General features: G+C 39.7%; 18 protein-coding genes. 11 read left to right on the top strand and 7 right to left on the bottom strand.

The annotated features are described in order from the left end of the window. Positions 1–26: 26 nt before the first annotated feature. A complete protein-coding gene (gene dprA / locus R3X28_RS01575; protein WP_317661907.1) occupies positions 27–1130 on the top strand; it encodes a DNA-processing protein DprA in 1104 nt (367 codons plus the stop codon). A gap of 230 nt (positions 1131–1360) precedes the next feature. Here dprA and trpS read toward each other — a convergent pair whose 3' ends face one another. Further along, complete coding sequence (gene trpS, locus R3X28_RS01570; RefSeq protein ID WP_154365938.1) at positions 1361–2329, bottom strand: tryptophan--tRNA ligase; 969 nt, start codon at positions 2327–2329, stop codon at positions 1361–1363. A gap of 72 nt (positions 2330–2401) precedes the next feature. Between trpS and R3X28_RS01565 the strand changes: the two genes are divergently transcribed. Then, on the top strand, positions 2402–3148 hold the full coding sequence (locus R3X28_RS01565; RefSeq protein ID WP_282054041.1) for a lysophospholipid acyltransferase family protein: 747 nt from the start codon (positions 2402–2404) through the stop codon (positions 3146–3148). Between the two features lie 37 nt (positions 3149–3185). Here the strand turns inward: R3X28_RS01565 and R3X28_RS01560 are convergent, their stop codons facing one another. The 4 genes from R3X28_RS01560 to recA form a co-directional block, all read right to left on the bottom strand. After that, complete coding sequence (locus R3X28_RS01560) at positions 3186–4700, bottom strand: outer membrane beta-barrel protein (RefSeq protein WP_317661904.1); 1515 nt, start codon at positions 4698–4700, stop codon at positions 3186–3188. A 59-nt stretch (positions 4701–4759) separates the two neighbouring features. Then, positions 4760–5326: an RNA polymerase sigma factor gene (locus R3X28_RS01555; protein ID WP_154365932.1), complete on the bottom strand. Its 567-nt coding sequence runs from the start codon at positions 5324–5326 to the stop codon at positions 4760–4762. 25 nt (positions 5327–5351) lie between these two features. Then, positions 5352–5771 carry a hypothetical protein gene (locus R3X28_RS01550; protein ID WP_154365930.1) on the bottom strand — a complete coding sequence of 140 codons (420 nt, stop codon included), beginning with the start codon at positions 5769–5771 and terminating at the stop codon, positions 5352–5354. Between the two features lie 158 nt (positions 5772–5929). Beyond that, a complete protein-coding gene (recA, locus tag R3X28_RS01545) occupies positions 5930–6934 on the bottom strand; it encodes a recombinase RecA (RefSeq protein ID WP_154365928.1) in 1005 nt (334 codons plus the stop codon). 534 nt (positions 6935–7468) lie between these two features. Between recA and R3X28_RS01540 the strand changes: the two genes are divergently transcribed. The 3 genes from R3X28_RS01540 to R3X28_RS01530 are packed head-to-tail and all read left to right on the top strand — an operon-like array spanning position 7469 to position 10025. Beyond that, positions 7469–8710: a peptidase U32 family protein gene (locus R3X28_RS01540; RefSeq protein WP_317661896.1), complete on the top strand. Its 1242-nt coding sequence runs from the start codon at positions 7469–7471 to the stop codon at positions 8708–8710. Next, positions 8710–8940: a ferredoxin gene (locus tag R3X28_RS01535; RefSeq protein ID WP_154365924.1), complete on the top strand. Its 231-nt coding sequence runs from the start codon at positions 8710–8712 to the stop codon at positions 8938–8940. The genes R3X28_RS01540 and R3X28_RS01535 overlap by 1 nt, the downstream gene beginning before the upstream one ends. A 53-nt stretch (positions 8941–8993) precedes the next feature. Then, positions 8994–10025 carry a rhodanese-related sulfurtransferase gene (locus R3X28_RS01530; protein ID WP_317661894.1) on the top strand — a complete coding sequence of 344 codons (1032 nt, stop codon included), beginning with the start codon at positions 8994–8996 and terminating at the stop codon, positions 10023–10025. A gap of 2 nt (positions 10026–10027) precedes the next feature. On the opposite strand, the gene R3X28_RS01525 is transcribed toward R3X28_RS01530, so the two are convergent. Continuing rightward, complete coding sequence (locus R3X28_RS01525) at positions 10028–11284, bottom strand: MFS transporter (RefSeq protein WP_317661892.1); 1257 nt, start codon at positions 11282–11284, stop codon at positions 10028–10030. Between the two features lie 87 nt (positions 11285–11371). Here R3X28_RS01525 and R3X28_RS01520 point away from each other — a divergent pair, with 87 nt between their 5' ends. The 6 genes from R3X28_RS01520 to R3X28_RS01495 all read left to right on the top strand — a co-directional run bounded on the left by R3X28_RS01520 (position 11372) and on the right by R3X28_RS01495 (position 17738). Next, on the top strand, positions 11372–12535 hold the full coding sequence (locus R3X28_RS01520) for a regulatory iron-sulfur-containing complex subunit RicT (RefSeq protein ID WP_317661890.1): 1164 nt from the start codon (positions 11372–11374) through the stop codon (positions 12533–12535). Then, positions 12528–13013 (top strand): gliding motility lipoprotein GldH, encoded by a 486-nt coding sequence (locus R3X28_RS01515; RefSeq protein WP_154365918.1) that lies wholly within the window; start codon positions 12528–12530, stop codon positions 13011–13013. The genes R3X28_RS01520 and R3X28_RS01515 overlap by 8 nt, the downstream gene beginning before the upstream one ends. Beyond that, positions 13006–15366 carry a penicillin-binding protein 1A gene (locus tag R3X28_RS01510; protein WP_317661887.1) on the top strand — a complete coding sequence of 787 codons (2361 nt, stop codon included), beginning with the start codon at positions 13006–13008 and terminating at the stop codon, positions 15364–15366. Before R3X28_RS01515 ends, R3X28_RS01510 begins: the two co-directional genes overlap by 8 nt. A gap of 131 nt (positions 15367–15497) precedes the next feature. Next, positions 15498–16199 carry a CoA transferase subunit A gene (locus R3X28_RS01505; protein WP_282054053.1) on the top strand — a complete coding sequence of 234 codons (702 nt, stop codon included), beginning with the start codon at positions 15498–15500 and terminating at the stop codon, positions 16197–16199. Next, positions 16199–16852 carry a 3-oxoacid CoA-transferase subunit B gene (locus R3X28_RS01500; RefSeq protein WP_282054054.1) on the top strand — a complete coding sequence of 218 codons (654 nt, stop codon included), beginning with the start codon at positions 16199–16201 and terminating at the stop codon, positions 16850–16852. Before R3X28_RS01505 ends, R3X28_RS01500 begins: the two co-directional genes overlap by 1 nt. A 343-nt stretch (positions 16853–17195) precedes the next feature. Beyond that, positions 17196–17738 (top strand): GNAT family N-acetyltransferase, encoded by a 543-nt coding sequence (locus R3X28_RS01495; protein WP_282054056.1) that lies wholly within the window; start codon positions 17196–17198, stop codon positions 17736–17738. Positions 17739–17741: 3 nt separating this feature from the next. Here R3X28_RS01495 and R3X28_RS01490 read toward each other — a convergent pair whose 3' ends face one another. Then, entirely contained in the window at positions 17742–18224 is a 483-nt protein-coding gene (locus R3X28_RS01490) for a very short patch repair endonuclease (RefSeq protein WP_317661884.1), read from the bottom strand. Positions 18225–18274 lie beyond the last annotated feature (50 nt).

Below are 18274 nucleotides of genomic sequence, written 5' to 3'. Positions count from 1 at the left end.
GTGAACAACTAACTTGGGAAATACAAATGACTACAGATGAATTGATTGCGGTATTAAGGCTCCAGAACATTCCGAATATTGGGGATGTAACTGCAAAAAAACTTATTGCCCATTGTGGTGGGCCAATGGCTGTTTTCGACGATAAATCGCAAAATCTCTTGAAGATCGATGGCATTGGCACACATACTATAAAACGATTGCATGATGCAGAGCATCTTGAAGCTGCTGAAGACGAGGTGCAATACATTCGTGATAATGAAATATCATACGTTTATTTTACCGACAAGGATTATCCGCGATATTTGAAACACTGTATAGACAGTCCAATATTATTGTTCAAAAAAGGGAATTTCGACTTGGAAGATCGTAAAATCATTAGCATTGTCGGCACAAGGAACATTACAAGTTACGGATCGGCTTTTTGCGAAAAACTCATTGAGGACTTGGCCCCACTTGATCCAATTATTGTTAGCGGATTCGCGTATGGTGTTGATATTTGCGCCCAGAAAGCAGCTATAAATAACGGCTTGCAGACCATAGGGTGTTTGGCTCACGGATTGAACCAGATCTACCCTAAAGTGCATGCAAAGTATGCTAGGGATATTGAAAAAAATGGGGGATTCTTAACTGAATTTTGGAGCACAAGTAATCCTGACAGGGAAAATTTTTTAAAGCGTAATCGGATAATAGCGGGTATGAGTCAGGCTACGATCGTGGTTGAATCGGCGGAAAAAGGAGGAAGTTTGGTCACTGCGGATATTGCCCATAGTTATGATCGGGAGGTGTTTGCCGTTCCGGGGAGGGCACAGGACAAATACAGTTCCGGATGTAATAACCTGATCAAGCAACAGAAGGCCCATATGATCACTTCTGCTGCCGATATCATTTATTTGTTGAACTGGGAATTGGAAGAGAAAAAACCACAGCCCATTCAGCAACAGTTGTTCGTTGAATTGAATGATGACGAGAAATCCATTTACCTGTATTTGCAAAAAGAAGGTAAACAAATTCTCGATACCATTGCTTTGGATTGTCAGTTACCTATTTTTAAAGTGTCATCCACATTATTGAATATGGAAATGAAAGGATTGGTTCGGCCTTTGCCCGGAAAACTGTTTGAGGCTATATAAAAGGTTTTTACAGTCAGTTACCTAGGAGTATAGTTATAAAATTATAAACCAAGCGGTTTGTTTTAGGTGCATTGCTTTAGTATATGCACTTTATTTAAACACTTCATCGACAAAGTTTAAAAGAATATCTGGGGACAAAGGAATATCCACGTAATACAAACCATCCAAAACCGACCAATCGGTTTGTTTGGGTATGTATTGTAATCTAATTGAAAAATAGGGGTATCTACTTAATACCCTAGTTTGGTACGTACTCTTAATATGACATCATCAGCCACTTTTCTGGCTTTTACCGCACCAAGCTCCAAGGCTTTGTCCACTTCTTCAAGATGGTTTATATAATAATCATATTTTTCACGTATTTCTCCAAAACGTTCCAATATAACTTCGTATAAAGCTTGTTTTGCATGGCCATAACCATAGTTGCCGCCTAAGTAATTGGCCCGCATTTCTTCAATCTGGGAATCTGAAGCGATGATTTTATAAAGGGCAAAAACGTTATCGGTATCCGGATTTTTAGGATCCTCCATTGGGGTACTGTCCGTTTCTATCCCCATGATCTGCTTTCGCAATTTTTTGTCCGTTTGAAATAAGTTGATGAGGTTTCCACTACTTTTGCTCATTTTCTTACCATCGGTACCCGGGATGATCATAGCATTATCCTGGATTTTCGCTTCAGGCATAATGAAAGTTTCCCCCAATTTGGAATGGAATCGAGCAGCAACATCCCTTGTAATCTCCAAATGTTGCAATTGGTCTTTCCCAACAGGGACATATTCAGCATCATAAAGCAAAATATCCGCAGCCATAAGCATGGGATAGGTAAACAAACCGGCATTGACATCTTCAAGACGCCCGGCCTTATCCTTAAAGGAATGGGCGAGGGTCAATCGTTGGTACGGAAAAAAACAGCTAAGGTACCAGGAAAGTTCTGTGGTTTGTGGCACGTCGCTTTGGCGGTAAAAAACGGTTTTATTAATATCAAGCCCACAGGCAAGCCAAGTGGCGGCAACGGCATAGGTGTTGTTCCTTAACTCCTCTCCGTTTTTTATTTGGGTAAGGGAATGCATGTCCGCAATGAATAAGAAAGATTCATTCTTGGGATCTTGCGCCATTTGTATCGCTGGGAGAATCGCTCCCATGATATTTCCAAAATGGGGCACCCCTGTGCTTTGCACGCCTGTTAGTATTCTTGCCATTCTATTGTTTTTTAAGAACCACAAAGGTAAAACAATTCACAAAAAACTGGTTCAATTTGTTACTTTTGATCTATGCTGAGATTAACCCAAAATGTAGGATTCACATTATATCGTATTTGGTTTTATATATTGGTGGCACTACCGATAATCGTTTTCTTCCCTTTTTTGGTTTTGGCGACCTTATCTGAAAAATGGTATCCCCAATTTTTCTGGATGGCAAGGAACCTATGGGCAAGACCTATATTACTGGGTATGGGTTGTCCGCAAAAAGTCTATTGGGAACAAAAACTGGTTCGTGGAAAAAGTTACATGTTGGTCGCCAACCATACCAGTATGTTGGATATTATGTTGATGCTGCGCATAAGTAAAAACCCTTTTGTCTTTGTAGGCAAAAAAGAATTGGTAAAAATACCCCTTTTCGGTTTTTTCTATAAGCGGGTATGCATCATGGTAGACAGGGGTGATAGTCGCAGTAGAACAAGGGTTTATCGAAGGGCCCAACGGCGTTTGGACCAAGGTTTGAGTATCTGTATTTTTCCGGAAGGTGGAGTCCCGGACGATGAAAGTATTTTGTTGGATCAATTTAAGGACGGGGCTTTTAAAATGGCCATTGCCCATAATATACCGGTGGTACCTATGACTTTTTATGATAATAAAAAGCGTTTTTCCTTTACTTTTTTAAGTGGGGGGCCGGGGTTGATCCGTGCCAGGGTGCATACCTTTTTTGAGACTGCGTTTCTGGGTGATGAGGATAAAGCCATGCTACGGGAACAGGTTCGCAATGTCATTTTAGGGGAACTTCAAAAATCACTTAAATAAAAGAATTAAACCAAGGGTGAGTTATTGAACCTTTCTTTCAAAATTTAAAATTAAGGCCACTGTAAACACCAATGCTAAAAGGTCTAAAGTCACCCGAAGTATCTGAAAATGTGTTTAATTGATATTTAAAAATGGGTTCTACGTTCAATTGAACCTTAGGTGTAAACTTATAATTAAAACCAAATCCGATATTGGTACTGAAGTTAATCGAGTTAAGGTTATTGGCTTCACCCATTTCTGTTGTTAATTCTCCTGAGGTTAAAGAGACTGAATTATCTATCAAAAACAAGGAACTAAGACCACCGACAAGATCAACACCGAATTTTTTATCGATTAGTGCATAGTTTAGTTCCAGGGGTACCTCAAGGTAACCGAATTGTTGGGCCATAACACCGGTTAAGATCGGGGTTTTGGCCGCAGCATCAAAAGCTGTTTTTCCGGTAAAAGAACTAGCATTGTTGACATTGCTTTCTACCCTGATATTTTTTGAGGCATTGCTATAGTCTATGTTGGCTATTTGTCCGTTTCCGAAGCCGTCTAGACTGGATGAGAATTCTATATCATTGGTGTTGTAACCATATTCTACTTTATTTATACCTGTTTTTATCGAAAGTTTTGTACTTACTTCATATGCGACCGCAATACCATAACTTAAATTGACATCCCCTGATTTGGAATTGGGTACAAATATCGAGTGTACGGGAGAACCACTTCCGATAGCATCAAAATATACAGGGGCTATATTAGGGCCAGCAGACCATCTGCTTCCTTGTACTTCGGCTACCTCCACTTCTTTTTCTTCGATTTCATCGAAAATTGATTTTTTAGTATTCTCTACGTTCTCTTTGAAAGCGTCTTCTTTTTTAACTTCCGCTATAGCTTCTTCATTTGGTTTTGTTCCATCTTCAATATGATTATCACCATCCCTCTTAAGGGCCAAAGCCTGGTTTTTACCAGAATGATCATGAGGAGTTGCCTGCTGGGCAATGGCTTTATCGGAAACCGAATCGTTTTTTATGAAATTCCGATTAGAATCATCTGAAACTTTGTTCTTGTAAGTCTTTGTATTTGTCGCAATTTGAACGTTTGTTGACTCTTCCGTTTGTAATGCCCGGTTAGTGCGATTATTTTCGACCATGACCTCTTCGTTTTCCAAAGTTGTTTTTGAATTTAATATATGGGATGGATTATCTGGTTGAGTTGCCCTCTCCGTAGTATTGTTTTTTACGTCTTCCGTGTTGGTTTCTTCAACGATTTTAGGTGTATTGACGATCGGTGATCTGTCATCTTCAATTTTGTCCTTTTTGTTTTCAACATCGGTAATGATGTTATCGGTACCGGTTGCATCATTATTAAAAGGGATGGTCAAGTATATGCCAATGGCCATTACGGCGGCTATGCCACCCAGTTTCCACCAAATGGGTATAACCTTCCGGTTTTTCTTCTTTTTATTCAAAGAGGCCTCGATCGATTTCCAGACTTTTTCTGTAGGGACGTCTGAAAACTCCGAGAATTTCTCTTGGAATAATTTGTCCAAGTTTTTTTTGCTCATTTTGCTATATGTTTAGCAATGTTCATGTTTTTCTATGTCGTTGTGAACACCTTATGGTTTCACTGATTATCGTTTAATACCATGATCAATATTCCGATTATGGCCTGGGTCTTCTTATTTTCAATTTTTTCCTTTAAAATCATCCTTGCACGGGCAAGGTTAGATTTTGATGTGCCGGGAGATGTGCCGAGCATGGTACTTATTTCTTTATGTGAATACCCGTCCAAAACGTATAAATTGAATGTTAAACGGTATTTGTTCGGCAATTCCTGAATATATTCCAGCAAGGTATCAAGATCAATATCCGTGTAACCGGTTTCAACTTCTATTTCCTCTTCCGTATTTTCGGTTACAACTTTCAGGTATTCTTCTTTCCTGTATTTTTGAAGAACGGTGTTCACAGTGATACGCTTGATCCAACCTTCAAAAGAACCCTTGGATTTGTATTGCCCGATCTTTTCATAAATGGTCATGAAACTATCATGAAGACTGTCTTCGGCCTCCGATTTATTGCGTGAATATTTCAGGCATATACCGAACAGTATATTGGCGTATTGCCTATATAGCAGCTCTTGTGCCTTCCTCTCGCCTTTCTTACATTTATTTATGAGTTCTTCTTGACTCAAAATATCGGTTAGGTTATTACATTAACTAATTCACGGGTACTTCAATTTCTATAAATTGCGGGTCACCGTTGGTATCATCCCCATTGTAAAATCGAAACAGATATGGTTCATTATGTATAACGATAAAATCAAATGAACCTTCTACTTCGCGAATAGCTTCCGTGCACACCTCTTGATCGGTTCTTTGGGAACCGATTGCTACAACTTCCCTAGTGGTCAAATCGTCTTTGGTCACGTCAAAACCCTCAAAATAAGTGCACCCATCCGGAATGGTGTAAGTCACATTTATTTGATAAGTTTCGTCAAGGACAAATGAATCCGGCATTTCTACACTTACTATTTGCAAGGGTACAAAATGAAAGTTTGGACTATCATCATCAATGTCACAAGAATTGAAAGCTAGCGCTACAGCAAGGGCACAAAGTGCCAAAAAACTCCTTTTCATAAACTAACAATTTATTTTATCCCTAAGATGAAACTATTCGTTTATGGTTGCGTTTGCAGTCGTTAAGGTACAAGAAAAGTTGTTTAACCCCGAAAATCAGTACCCAAAAAAAAACAGGCGCCGAAAGCGCCTGTTTTTAAATTATATGGTGTAAAGGATTATTTGACAGCTTTAATCGCTTCACGGATTTTAGCATCAAGTTCCTCGTACAATTCGGGATTGTCATTCAAGAGGGATTTTACGGCATCCCTACCTTGTCCAAGTTTTGTGTCACCATAACTGAACCAAGAACCACTTTTCTTTATGATCTCATATTCGACACCAAGATCGATAATCTCACCGACTTTAGAAATACCCACTCCGTACATAATGTCGAATTCTGCCAATCTGAAAGGCGGAGCTACTTTGTTCTTTACAACTTTTACCCGTGTTTTATTACCTTGGACTCCACCATCGGTATCTTTGATTTGGGTAGACCTTCTAATATCCAATCGAACAGATGCATAGAATTTAAGGGCGTTACCACCGGTCGTTGTTTCAGGGTTACCGAACATGACCCCTATTTTTTCCCTTAATTGGTTAATGAAGATTACCGTACAATGTGTTTTGCTGATCGATCCCGTAAGCTTTCTAAGGGCCTGTGACATTAATCGTGCATGAAGACCCATTTTGGAGTCTCCCATTTCCCCTTCGATCTCACTTTTTGGAGTCAAGGCGGCAACAGAATCTATTACGACTATATCAATGGCCCCCGAACGAATCAAGTTATCGGCGATTTCAAGGGCTTGCTCACCATTATCAGGTTGTGAAATAATTAAATTGTCAATGTCGATGCCCAATTTTTCCGCATAAAAACGATCAAAGGCATGCTCTGCATCGATAAAGGCAGCGATACCACCATTTTTTTGTGCTTCGGCAATGGCATGTAGGGTCAAGGTTGTTTTACCGGAAGATTCAGGACCGTATATTTCAATGATCCTTCCTCTCGGATATCCACCCACACCCAAGGCGATGTCTAGCCCTAAAGATCCAGATGGGATTACTTCGACATCCTCAACAACACTATCGCCCATCTTCATAACGGCGCCTTTGCCGTAGGTCTTGTCCAGTTTATCTAAGGTTAGTTTTAATGCTTTTAATTTTGCTTCTTTTTCAGAACTCATCTTTTATTTTTATTAGGAACGCTAATTTACCATTTCTTTTGGCATATTTCCATCACTCCAAATTATTTTATACACAACCAGTCTGGGCTTCACCGAATTAAAAACGCAACCCTTTGGCAAAAATGTCATCTAAAGTTTAAAATGCATATACTAACTCAATATATGAACCATTTGTTTTTGTACAATGGACAATGGTGGTCAATTCCTTTTTTGCAACTATTGAAGAGCTATGAAAAAGAAGAAAATAGGGTGACCGAATTAAGAGTCTTGAAAATTTCAAGACTCTTTTTTTATTAGCGAAACCCCAGTACGACGAGCATGTAAGGCGCTTCAGGACTTATAGGTTGAGCAAGTAAGGAATGGTTTCCCTGAATATTAACACCAATATCCCAATTTCTTAATCATCAAATTTAAAGGGCAAAATTAATCTCTAGCCCGATTAAGGTACTATAACCCTTATAATTAGCCGGGTAGAATGGTAATATGCCTATAAAATGTATCTTTGCAGTCCAAAAAATATAGCACCTTGTAGGTATGACAAGAAATGGAAAGATAGAATTAATGGCTCCGGCAGGGAATTTCGAATCCCTACAGGCGGCCATCGACAATGGAGCCGATTCGGTATATTTTGGCGTGGAGCAATTGAACATGCGGGCGCGGGCAACCATTAATTTTACTTTGGATGACTTACCGGAAATAACACGACGATGCAGCAAAAAGAATATTAGGACATATCTTACGCTTAACACTATTATTTATGATCATGACCTATCGATCATAAAAACGGTCCTGGATACGGCAAAAAAAGCGGGTATAACCGCTGTTATTGCTATGGATCAAGCCGTAATTGCCTATGCTAGGCAAATAGATATGGAAGTTCATATTTCTACCCAAATAAATATTACCAACATTGAAGCGGTAAAGTTCTATTCCTTATTTGCCGATACTGTGGTTTTGAGTAGGGAATTAAGTTTAAGGCAAATCAAGAATATCTGCTCGCAAATACAAAAGGAGGAAGTAAAAGGTCCCTCGGGAAACTTAATTGAAGTTGAGGTTTTTGGCCATGGCGCATTATGTATGGCTGTATCCGGGAAATGCTATCTGAGCTTACATTCCCATAACTCATCGGCCAATAGAGGGGCATGTAAACAAAATTGTCGAAAAAAGTATACGGTCATTGACCAAGAAAGTGGATTTGAGATCGAAGTCGATAATGAATATATGATGTCACCCAAGGATCTTTGTACGATCGACTTTTTGGATCAGATCATTGATGCAGGTGTTAAGGTCTTAAAGATCGAAGGCAGGGGTAGGGCACCTGAATATGTGGCCACCGTAATAAAAACGTATAGGGAGGCGATTGATTCCTATGCTGAAGGAACATTTACCAAAGAGAAAATCGATGTGTGGATGAAAGCCCTTGAAAAAGTCTATAACCGTGGATTTTGGGGAGGGTATTATTTAGGACAGAAACTAGGGGAATGGAGCGACGGACCCGGAACACAAGCCACACAAAAAAAAGTGTATGTGGGCAAAGGGGTACATTATTATCCAAGACCGGGAATCGCAGAATTCAAAATCGAGGCCTTTGATATAAAGGTTGGTGACACCTTATTGATTACCGGACCCACAACTGGGGTACAAGAATTGGAATTAGATCAAATGATGGTCGATGATATTCAGGCTGCTGTGGCCGAAAAAGGCAATAGTTGTACGTTTCCAACCGGGTTTAAAATTAGACCATCGGACAAATTGTATAAAATTGTGAAGGAATAATGGTCGTCGTTACCCTGCAACGCAAGAAATGTATTGGCTGTAATTACTGTGTTGAATTGGCCCCAGAACAGTTTCAGATGTCAAAAAAAGATGGCAAAAGTGTTTTGCTAAGGTCTACGGACAAAAAAGGCTTTTTCACCATTAAATCGCATGACAATGCAATTTATGAACCCTGCAAGCAAGCGCAATTGGCGTGCCCGGTTAAAATCATTACGACTAAGATACTCTAGGATTATTTTATATTTGCCCGAAAACTATTCTTTAACTTAACGATTCGTATAGCATGCAACTGTACAATACTTTAAGTGCAATGGAAAGGGAAGCCCTTATTGAACAGGCCGGTCTAGAACGTCTGACCATTTCCTTTTACCAATATGCACACATAGGAAATCCGACTATTTTCCGGAACCACTTATTCATTCATTGGAACGAACTCGATGTCCTTGGCCGAATTTATGTGGCCCATGAGGGAATAAATGCCCAATTATCAGTTCCAGCCCAGAATTTCGAGGCATTTAAAGACCATTTGGATAGTATTTCTTTTCTGAAAGACGTACGGTTGAATATCGCTATAGAGCAGGACAATAAATCTTTTCTGAAATTAAAGGTCAAGGTCAGGAAGAAAATATTGGCCGATGGGTTGAACGACAAAACTTTTGACGTTACCAATAAAGGTGTTCACGTAAACGCGGCAAAATTCAATGAACTTATTGAGGATCCGGATACGATTTTGGTTGACATGCGAAATCATTATGAGAGTGAAATAGGTCATTTTAAGAACGCCATAACTCCCGATGTTGACACTTTTCGCGATTCTTTGGATATTATTGAAAAGGATTTAGAAGCTTTCAAAGAAGATAAGAAACTGGTTATGTACTGTACAGGGGGTATCCGTTGTGAAAAAGCCAGTGCATATTATAAGTATAAAGGTTTTAAGAACGTTTTTCAGTTAGAAGGAGGTATTATAGAATATGCCAGACAGGCCAATGACCAGAACTTGGAAAACAAGTTCATAGGTAAGAATTTTGTTTTCGATCATCGAAGGGGAGAGCGAATATCCGAGGATATCATCGCACAATGCCACCAATGTGGCAAACCTTGTGACACGCATGTAAATTGTGCAAATGAAGCCTGTCACTTGTTGTTTATCCAATGCGAGGATTGTGCCAAAGAAATGAACGATTGTTGTTCAAATGAGTGCAAAGAAATCCATGCATTGCCCTATGAAGAGCAAAAGGCACTGCGAAAAGGAAAAACGGTGAGCAATAAGATTTTCAAAAAAGGGCGGTCCCAAGTATTGAAGTTTAAAAAATAGGTTCAAATCCTTTTGTTGCCAAAGACCAAATGAACCAATAACAAAAGTAGGGAAAGGGCAAGACCTAGGACAGATACGCCTGTCCATTGATAATGTTGCCATGCAAGGGCGCCTAAAACCGTTCCCAGGGCTCCTCCCATGAAAAAGATTACCATATAAACCGTATTTACGCGATTTCGGGCATTTTCGTTTTTGGAAAATATGATGTTTTGGTTGGCGATATGAAGCGATTGTTGTCCAAGGTCTATCAAAATAACGCCAATAATAATGCCGATTATGGAATGATGGGAAAATAAAAAGACCGTCCATGAGAAAATAAAGATGAGTGTCGCCGTAATTATGATTCGGTTTTTGCTCATCTTATCACTTAATTTTCCGACAACTGATGCTGCCAATGCCCCAACAACACCTACTAGTCCAAAGGTTCCGGTGACACCGCTTCCATAGCCGAAATTATCTTCCATTAGAAAAACCAAGGTAGTCCAGAAGGCACTTAAACCAGCGAATGACAGTCCGCCACGAACTGCTGCCAAACGTAAAGACGGTTCTGCTTTAAAAAAATGAACCAATGACTTCATCAAATTCCTATAATTGCCCTTATAGACCGGTTCAACTTGTGGCAGTTTTAACTTGAGAACTATAAAAAGAAAAAGCATCATTATAGAAGCTACCAAATACATGGTGCGCCAACCAAACTGCTCACCAATGAAACCACTGATAACACGACTTGCCAAAATACCGATGAGCAGGCCACTCATGACGATCCCTATAGCGCGACCCCTGTTTTGGGGATTCGATAATTGAGCGGCCATAGGCACAAATAATTGAGGTAAGGCCGAAGTACAACCGATAAAAAAACTTGCGGCTACAAGAAACCAGAGCGAGGTGGAGAAAACCGCTGCCATTAAAGAAATGATCATAAGGGAGAAATCGATTTTCAGTATTTTTTTATTGGAAACCATATCCCCAAGTGGAATCACAAAAAGTAACCCCACGGCATAGCCCAGTTGTGTGGCCAATGCCACATTGCTCACGGCAGATTCGGTTGCCCCGAAACTTTTCGAGATCAAGTGAAGTAAGGGCTGGTTGTAATAAAGGTTTGCTACGATCAAACCTGCGGAAAGACTCATCAGGTAAAGAATGGAGTCACTTACCCCTTTTTGTTTATCCATATCAACGAACATCCAGAATTTTAAACTTTCTTGAAATAGGAACAAAGGAACGAAGAACCTGTGTAAGTTGAGATAACTTTTTAGCACATTAAAAATTTACTACCTTTACCGATAAGATTAATATGAACCTTTTCCCGATTTGTCGTATGGCGTTTCGGGATCAACATACAAAATATGGGTTGCAACAGTTGTTCAACCGGTAAGGACGGACAACCAAAAGGCTGCAAGAACAATGGGACTTGTGGTACAGATGGTTGTAATAAATTAACGGTGTTTGATTGGCTTTCCAACATGTCACTTCCAAATGGTGAAAAACCATTCGACATTGTTGAGGTCCGATTTAAAAATAGCAGAAAAGAATTCTTCAGAAATTCGGAAAATCTAACACTTTCAATTGGTGATATTGTGGCCACACAAGCCCAATCTGGCCACGACATAGGCATGGTTACCCTAACAGGTGAACTGGTCAGGGTGCAGATGAAAAAGAAAAAGGTACGGGACAATGCCGAAGAAATCCCCAAATTATACCGCAAGGCTACCCAAAAAGATATCGATATTTGGCAAAAGGCAAGAGATCGTGAGGAGGAAATAAAGAAACGTTCCCGTGAGATTGCCATCATATTGAAATTGCAGATGAAAATCTCTGATGTGGAATTCCAAGGAGATGGTTCCAAGGCCACTTTTTATTATACAGCTGAAGATCGGGTCGATTTTCGTCAGTTGATAAAGGATATGGCAAAGGCTTTTGGCATTCGTATAGAAATGCGCCAAATAGGATATCGCCAAGAAGCACAACGTTTAGGGGGTATTGGTTCATGTGGAAGGGAATTGTGCTGTTCAACATGGCTAACAGATTTCAGGTCGGTGAGTACGTCCGCTGCACGTTACCAACAGCTCTCGTTGAATCCTCAGAAATTGGCAGGGCAATGTGGCAAATTGAAATGCTGTCTCAACTATGAGCTGGATCTTTATTTAGAGGCATTAAAGGATTTTCCTTCACAAGACACCAAGTTGTTTACCGAAAAAGGAATGGCCTTTTGCCAGAAATCAGATATTTTCAAGTCTACTTTGTGGTTTTCATATAAAGATGAGCCATCTAACTGGCATATGCTTTCCAAAGATCAGGTCATAGAGATTATCGGCAAGAACAAAAAGAAAGAAAAGGTAACAAGCCTAGAGGAGTATGCTGTTGACAATATTGTTGAGGAAAAGGTGGTCTTCGAAAATGTAGTTGGCCAAGATAGTTTAACGCGTTTTGATAAACCTAAACGACGGAATAACAGAAACAAGAATAAGAAAAGGAGAAATAACAGAAAAAAACGTCAGAATAATGCTTAGGGGAATATTGGCATTTATTGGGATTGTTTTTATGGTTTCCTGTAACAATTCCATCGTAAAAACAGAATTTAAACCCACTGAAAACGGTTCATGGAACAAGGATAGTATAATGGAGTTTAATTTCTCAGGATTGGATACGATTCAAAAACACCATATGTTCATTAATGTTCGAAACGATAATACATTTCCTTATAGCAACCTTTTTATTATCGCCGCACTGGATTATCCAAATGGAGAAACCGTTACCGATACTTTAGAGTATATTATGGCAGAACCTGACGGCACATGGCTTGGTAAAGGTTATGGCAGCATCAAGGAAAATAAATTATGGTATAAGGAAAACATCGTTTTTCCTTCTTCTGGCGTATATACATTACGCTTATCCCAAGCCATGCGTAAAAATGGCAATGTTGATGGTATCATTAACCTCGAGGGTATTACCGATGTAGGATTTGAAATAGTAAAGAGTAATGAGTAAAAAAACGGTGAAGGCCAAAAAGAAAACCACCAATAAAGGCTTTTCTAAATTTGTTAAATGGTTCTGGATCTTGTTCACTTTGGGTGTTCTTTCCGGGGCATTGTTGTTTCAACTGGCCTCTTGGGGAGTTTTTGGCGAACTGCCTCCTTTTGAGTATTTGGAGAACCCACAGACCAATTTGGCATCTGAAATTTTTTCTTCTGATGGAGAAACCCTTGGAAAGTTCTATTTGGATGATAATAGAACCCCGATCAAGTTTGACGATTTACCGGAGAATTTGGTCAATGCGTTGATTGCGACTGAAGATGCACGTTTTTATGAACATTCGGGAATAGATGCCAGGGGAACTTTAAGGGCGTTTGCTTATTTAGGAAAAAAAGGGGGCGCTAGTACCATTTCACAACAGTTGGCACGTCAGTTGTTCATTGGGGCCCGTGAGAAGGAGAAAAAGACCCAAGCGATACTTCAAAAATTAAAGGAATGGGTTTTGGCCACACGTCTGGAAAGGCAGTATACCAAAGACGAGATCATTGCCATGTACTTGAATGTTTACGATTTCGGATATGCGGCTGATGGAATTCGTTCGGCTTCAAAGATATATTTCGGAAAAGAACCTAAAGATCTAAAAATTGAGGAGTCCGCTATGCTGGTAGGTATGTTGAAGAATTCTTCATATTACAATCCGTTAAGACGGGAAGAACTGGTTTTCAATAGAAGGAATACCGTATTAGCCCAAATGGCCAAATACGATTATATCACAGAACAGGAAAAAGATTCTTTACAGGCTTTGGAAATGCAAGTACATTTCAATCCCGAGAACCACCGTGAAGGATTGGCAACTTATTTTAGGATGTATCTACAAGGTTTCATGAACGACTGGATCAAAAAAAATCCAAAACCCGCTGTTGAAGGAGAACGGGACAAATGGAGTCTTTATTTGGATGGATTGAAGATCTATACTACCGTCGATTCCCGAATGCAAGCCAATGCTGAAGAAGCGGTACAAGAACATATGAAGCGCTTACAGGCAGAATTTTTCCATCAAAACACACCCGATCGTAATAAAACGGCCCCTTTCCTGGATTTGGATAAATCGGAAATAGACAATATCATCGAGCGTGCCATGAAGAATTCCGATCGGTGGCGCCAAATGAAAAGACAGGGCAAATCAGAAAAGGATATACGTAGTTCATTCACAAAGAAAACAGAGATGACCGTCTTTGATTGGAACAGTGATTCCCATGAAAAGGATACGATAATGACCCCTATGGACTCTATTCGATATTATAAATCGTTCCTAAGAACGGCAATGATGTCCATGGAACCCCAAACAGGCCACGTAAAGGCTTGGGTAGGTGGTGTTGATTATAGGCATTTTCAATATGACAATGTGTATCAAGGTGCGCGACAAGCAGGATCCACTTTCAAACCTTTTGTTTACGCTGCGGCTATAGATCAATTGAGGTTATCCCCATGTTATGAACTGCCGGATACGCAGTATTGTATAGAGGCGGAAAAGCACGGGAACCCGGAACCTTGGTGCCCTAAAAACTCCGAAGGTAAATATTCCGGTGAGATGTATACATTGAAAAGGGCATTGGCCAATTCCAAAAATAGTGTAACGGCCCAATTGATAGACCGGGTAGGGCCTAAATCCGTTGTTTCGATTGTGAAGAACCTTGGGATTACAAGTGAGATTCCCGAAGTACCTTCGATTGCCTTGGGGACACCCGACCTTAGTGTTTATGAAATGGTAGGTGCCTATGGGGCTTTTGCCAACCAAGGAGTATACGTAAAACCTGTAATGGTTACCCGTATCGAGGATAAGAACGGAACCGTTTTGTATGAGTATGTACCGGAAACCAAGGATGTTTTGAGTAAGGAAGTGGCCTACGCCATGGTCAATCTTATGGAAGGAGTTACCCAAGGAGGTTCAGGAACACGGTTACGTACTACGGGCTATGATAAATGGCGTCCTGAGTATAAAGAGATCATTACCGGGTACCCCTATGAATTTAAAAATCCGATAGCCGGTAAAACAGGTACTACCCAGAACAATAGTGATGGCTGGTTTATGGGTATGGTTCCAAATTTGGTCACCGGTGTATGGGTCGGTGGTGATGACCGGTCTGTACATTTTAAAACAATCACTTATGGGCAGGGAGCATCAATGGCCTTACCTATTTGGGGATTATATATGAAAAAGAATTACGCAGATAAGGATTTAGGGGTCTCTGATGGTGCATTTGCAGAACCTGAAAATATGTCCATTAATTTGGATTGTTCCAAACCTGCGGATGACGCTGATACGGAAAAGGATTTAGATGATGACCTTGATGACTTAGATTTCTGAACCTTCGGTCTATTTAAGGCACAGAAGTGAATGCCCTTACTTTTTAATTAAAGTTAAGGGCATTTTCTTTTTAAAACCTTATTTTAGTATCAATGGATTTTTTCTGATTATCAATTGAATAGAAGGATATTATGATTCGTAAAACAGTAGATAATGTTCAAGATGCCTTAAAAGGGGTCAAAGATGGAATGACTTTGATGCTTGGCGGTTTTGGATTGTGTGGAATACCCGAGAATGCGATATCGGAATTGGTTCGGTTACAAGTCAGCGGTCTTTATTGCATTTCAAATAATGCAGGTGTCGATGATTTCGGATTGGGACTACTTTTACAAAATAAACAGATTAAAAAGATGATATCTTCCTATGTAGGGGAGAACGATGAGTTTGAACGTCAAATGTTGAGTGGTGAATTGGAAGTTGAACTTACCCCTCAAGGAACGTTGGCGGAAAAATGCAGGGCGGCACAAGCCGGTTTCCCTGCCTTTTATACTCCAGCTGGTTACGGTACCGAGGTTGCCGAGGGTAAAGAAACACGGAAATTCAATGGTAAGATGTACGTCTTGGAGAAGGCTTTTGAGGCCGATTTCTCATTCGTAAAGGCATGGAAGGGGGATGAAGCGGGAAACTTGATCTTTAAAGGTACGGCGCGTAATTTTAATCCGTGTATGTGTGGTGCGGCCAAAATAACGGTAGCGGAAGTTGAAGAGTTGGTACCAGCGGGCTCCTTAGATCCAAATGAAATCCATGTACCGGGAATATTCGTACAACGTATATTCCAAGGGGAAAAGTATGAGAAGAGAATTGAACAACGAACAGTAAGACCAAGAAACTGATGTTAGACAAGAACGGTATCGCAAAGCGTATTGCAAAAGAAGTCAAGGACGGGTATTATGTTAATCTCGGGATAGGTATTCCTACCCTAGTGGCCAACTTTGTCAGGAATGATATTAGTGTGGAGTTCCAAAGTGAGAACGGGGTATTAGGTATGGGTCCTTTTCCTTTTGAGGGTCAAGAGGATGCCGATATCATTAATGCAGGTAAGCAAACGATTACCACCTTGCCAGGAGCTTCGTTCTTTGATTCTGCCACAAGTTTTGCTATGATCAGGGGTAGACATGTAGATTTGACTATTTTAGGGGCTATGGAAGTTGCTGAGAACGGTGATATTGCCAATTGGAAAATTCCGGGTAAAATGGTCAAAGGTATGGGAGGGGCAATGGATTTGGTTGCATCTGCTGAAAATATCATTGTGGCAATGATGCATACCAATAGGGCCGGAAAATCAAAATTGCTTAAAAAATGCACACTACCCTTAACGGGTGTTGGTTGTGTAAAAAAGATAGTCACTAACCTTGCCGTACTCGAGGTTACCAATGAAGGTTTTAAGCTGTTGGAAAGGGCACCGGGAGTTACTGTTGAGGTCATAAAAAGGGCAACTGAGGGGCGATTGATCGTTGATGGGGAAGTTCCGGAAATGAATATTTGAAGCCTATTTTCAGGTAGTTCATCGATAAAATTTGTTTTTCGAATTTTTCACAACAATTTCAGTGTAATTCACAACAATATTTTAGGGAAAATGGGTGTTTTGAATTATATTTATGGTGAAGAAATCAATAAGTATAAATCTATCCCCAAACCTAATTAATATGGATGCCCAAATTAACCACCCTTCAAATGAAAATGAGATTTTAGTTTACAAAAATGATTTTTATCACGGCATAGTTTTATTGATTAAAAAATTATTCATGATTTAATCTTTTTCGTATAAGAAATAAAAAAAGCCCTGATGACTATCAGGGCTTTTTTTATTTTTAGTGAAAACAAGAATTATGGAATTGGAGTTTCGTAAATGTACATTGTCAGATTTAAAAGTTCTAGTGCATATATCTAAATCCACTTTTAGTGAATCCTTTGAAAAGGACAATGACCCTGACGATTTTAGAAAGTATATTGATTCCGCTTTTTGTGAGGAGGAGTTGTCAAGTCAATTAAACAACTTGAATACTTTTTTTTATTTCGTTTATCTGGAAAATATTCTTGTCGGCTATTTTAAGCTTAATATTGGGGATGCACAGTCCGATCTTAAACAAGACGATACCATAGAGCTCGAAAGAATATATGTAAGGCACGTTTATCAGGGGAAGGGCATAGGTAAGTATATTATTGCGAAAGTGAAGCAATTGGCCTTAAAAACTGGAAAATCGTTTTTATGGTTGGGAGTTTGGGAAAAGAATACCCGGGCAATCTCTTTTTATAAAGAACACGGATTCGTGAAATTTGGGAAACACCCCTATTATATAGGAAAAGACAAACAGATGGATTGGTTGATGAGGTATGAACTATCCCAGAATTCTGATAAGTCTATGAACTAGCTTTTATCTACCGTGTTCTGATTGCAATTTCAAATGGGCAATAACTTTATCTAAACACCCTTCCAGGTCTTTTTTAATTTCTTTATCCCAAAACCGGAAAACCGTATAACCAAGTCTTTTGAGTTCAGCGTTAACTTCTCTGTCCCGTTGCTGGTTTCTCTCGATTTTGGCAATCCAGAATTCTCGATTTGTCCTTAACTTGGCCTTACGTTCTTTCCAATTGAAGCCATGCCAGAATTCCCCATCAATAAAGACAATGGTTTTATATTTGTTGAGCACAATATCTGGCCTTCCGATTAATTTTCTGGAATCTATTCTATATCTGTACCCTGAAGCCCATAGCGCCTTTCGAAAGGCAAGTTCTGGCTTGGTATTCTTCCCTCTTATTTTTCCCATAATCTTTGATCGTTCTGGCGTAGTATAAAAGCCAGATGCTTCATTGAATCTTGGAACTTTTATGTGATTTTCGGGATAGGTTTTAGACATATATAAAAATAAAAAATCCCAACCGAATTCGGTTGGGATTTTAATTATAT

Origin of the sequence: Maribacter sp. TH_r10, from assembly GCF_033101095.1 — a bacterium.
GTDB lineage: Bacteria > Bacteroidota > Bacteroidia > Flavobacteriales > Flavobacteriaceae > Maribacter_A > Maribacter_A luteus.
The sequence above is the reverse complement of the archived record's forward strand: the minus strand, read 5'-3'. Positions and strand labels throughout refer to the sequence as shown.

Coding starts and splice junctions, on each gene's coding strand:
- R3X28_RS01515 (WP_154365918.1), top strand. CDS start 12,528: ATGCTTAGGGGAATATTGGCATTTATTGGGATTGTTTTTATGGTTTCC.
- R3X28_RS01490 (WP_317661884.1), bottom strand. CDS start 18,224: ATGTCTAAAACCTATCCCGAAAATCACATAAAAGTTCCAAGATTCAAT.
- recA (WP_154365928.1), bottom strand. CDS start 6,934: ATGAGTTCTGAAAAAGAAGCAAAATTAAAAGCATTAAAACTAACCTTA.
- R3X28_RS01530 (WP_317661894.1), top strand. CDS start 8,994: ATGCAACTGTACAATACTTTAAGTGCAATGGAAAGGGAAGCCCTTATT.
- trpS (WP_154365938.1), bottom strand. CDS start 2,329: ATGGCAAGAATACTAACAGGCGTGCAAAGCACAGGGGTGCCCCATTTT.
- dprA (WP_317661907.1), top strand. CDS start 27: ATGACTACAGATGAATTGATTGCGGTATTAAGGCTCCAGAACATTCCG.
- R3X28_RS01560 (WP_317661904.1), bottom strand. CDS start 4,700: ATGAGCAAAAAAAACTTGGACAAATTATTCCAAGAGAAATTCTCGGAG.
- R3X28_RS01505 (WP_282054053.1), top strand. CDS start 15,498: ATGATTCGTAAAACAGTAGATAATGTTCAAGATGCCTTAAAAGGGGTC.
- R3X28_RS01540 (WP_317661896.1), top strand. CDS start 7,469: ATGACAAGAAATGGAAAGATAGAATTAATGGCTCCGGCAGGGAATTTC.
- R3X28_RS01495 (WP_282054056.1), top strand. CDS start 17,196: ATGGAATTGGAGTTTCGTAAATGTACATTGTCAGATTTAAAAGTTCTA.
- R3X28_RS01520 (WP_317661890.1), top strand. CDS start 11,372: ATGGGTTGCAACAGTTGTTCAACCGGTAAGGACGGACAACCAAAAGGC.
- R3X28_RS01550 (WP_154365930.1), bottom strand. CDS start 5,771: ATGAAAAGGAGTTTTTTGGCACTTTGTGCCCTTGCTGTAGCGCTAGCT.
- R3X28_RS01500 (WP_282054054.1), top strand. CDS start 16,199: ATGTTAGACAAGAACGGTATCGCAAAGCGTATTGCAAAAGAAGTCAAG.
- R3X28_RS01535 (WP_154365924.1), top strand. CDS start 8,710: ATGGTCGTCGTTACCCTGCAACGCAAGAAATGTATTGGCTGTAATTAC.
- R3X28_RS01510 (WP_317661887.1), top strand. CDS start 13,006: ATGAGTAAAAAAACGGTGAAGGCCAAAAAGAAAACCACCAATAAAGGC.
- R3X28_RS01565 (WP_282054041.1), top strand. CDS start 2,402: ATGCTGAGATTAACCCAAAATGTAGGATTCACATTATATCGTATTTGG.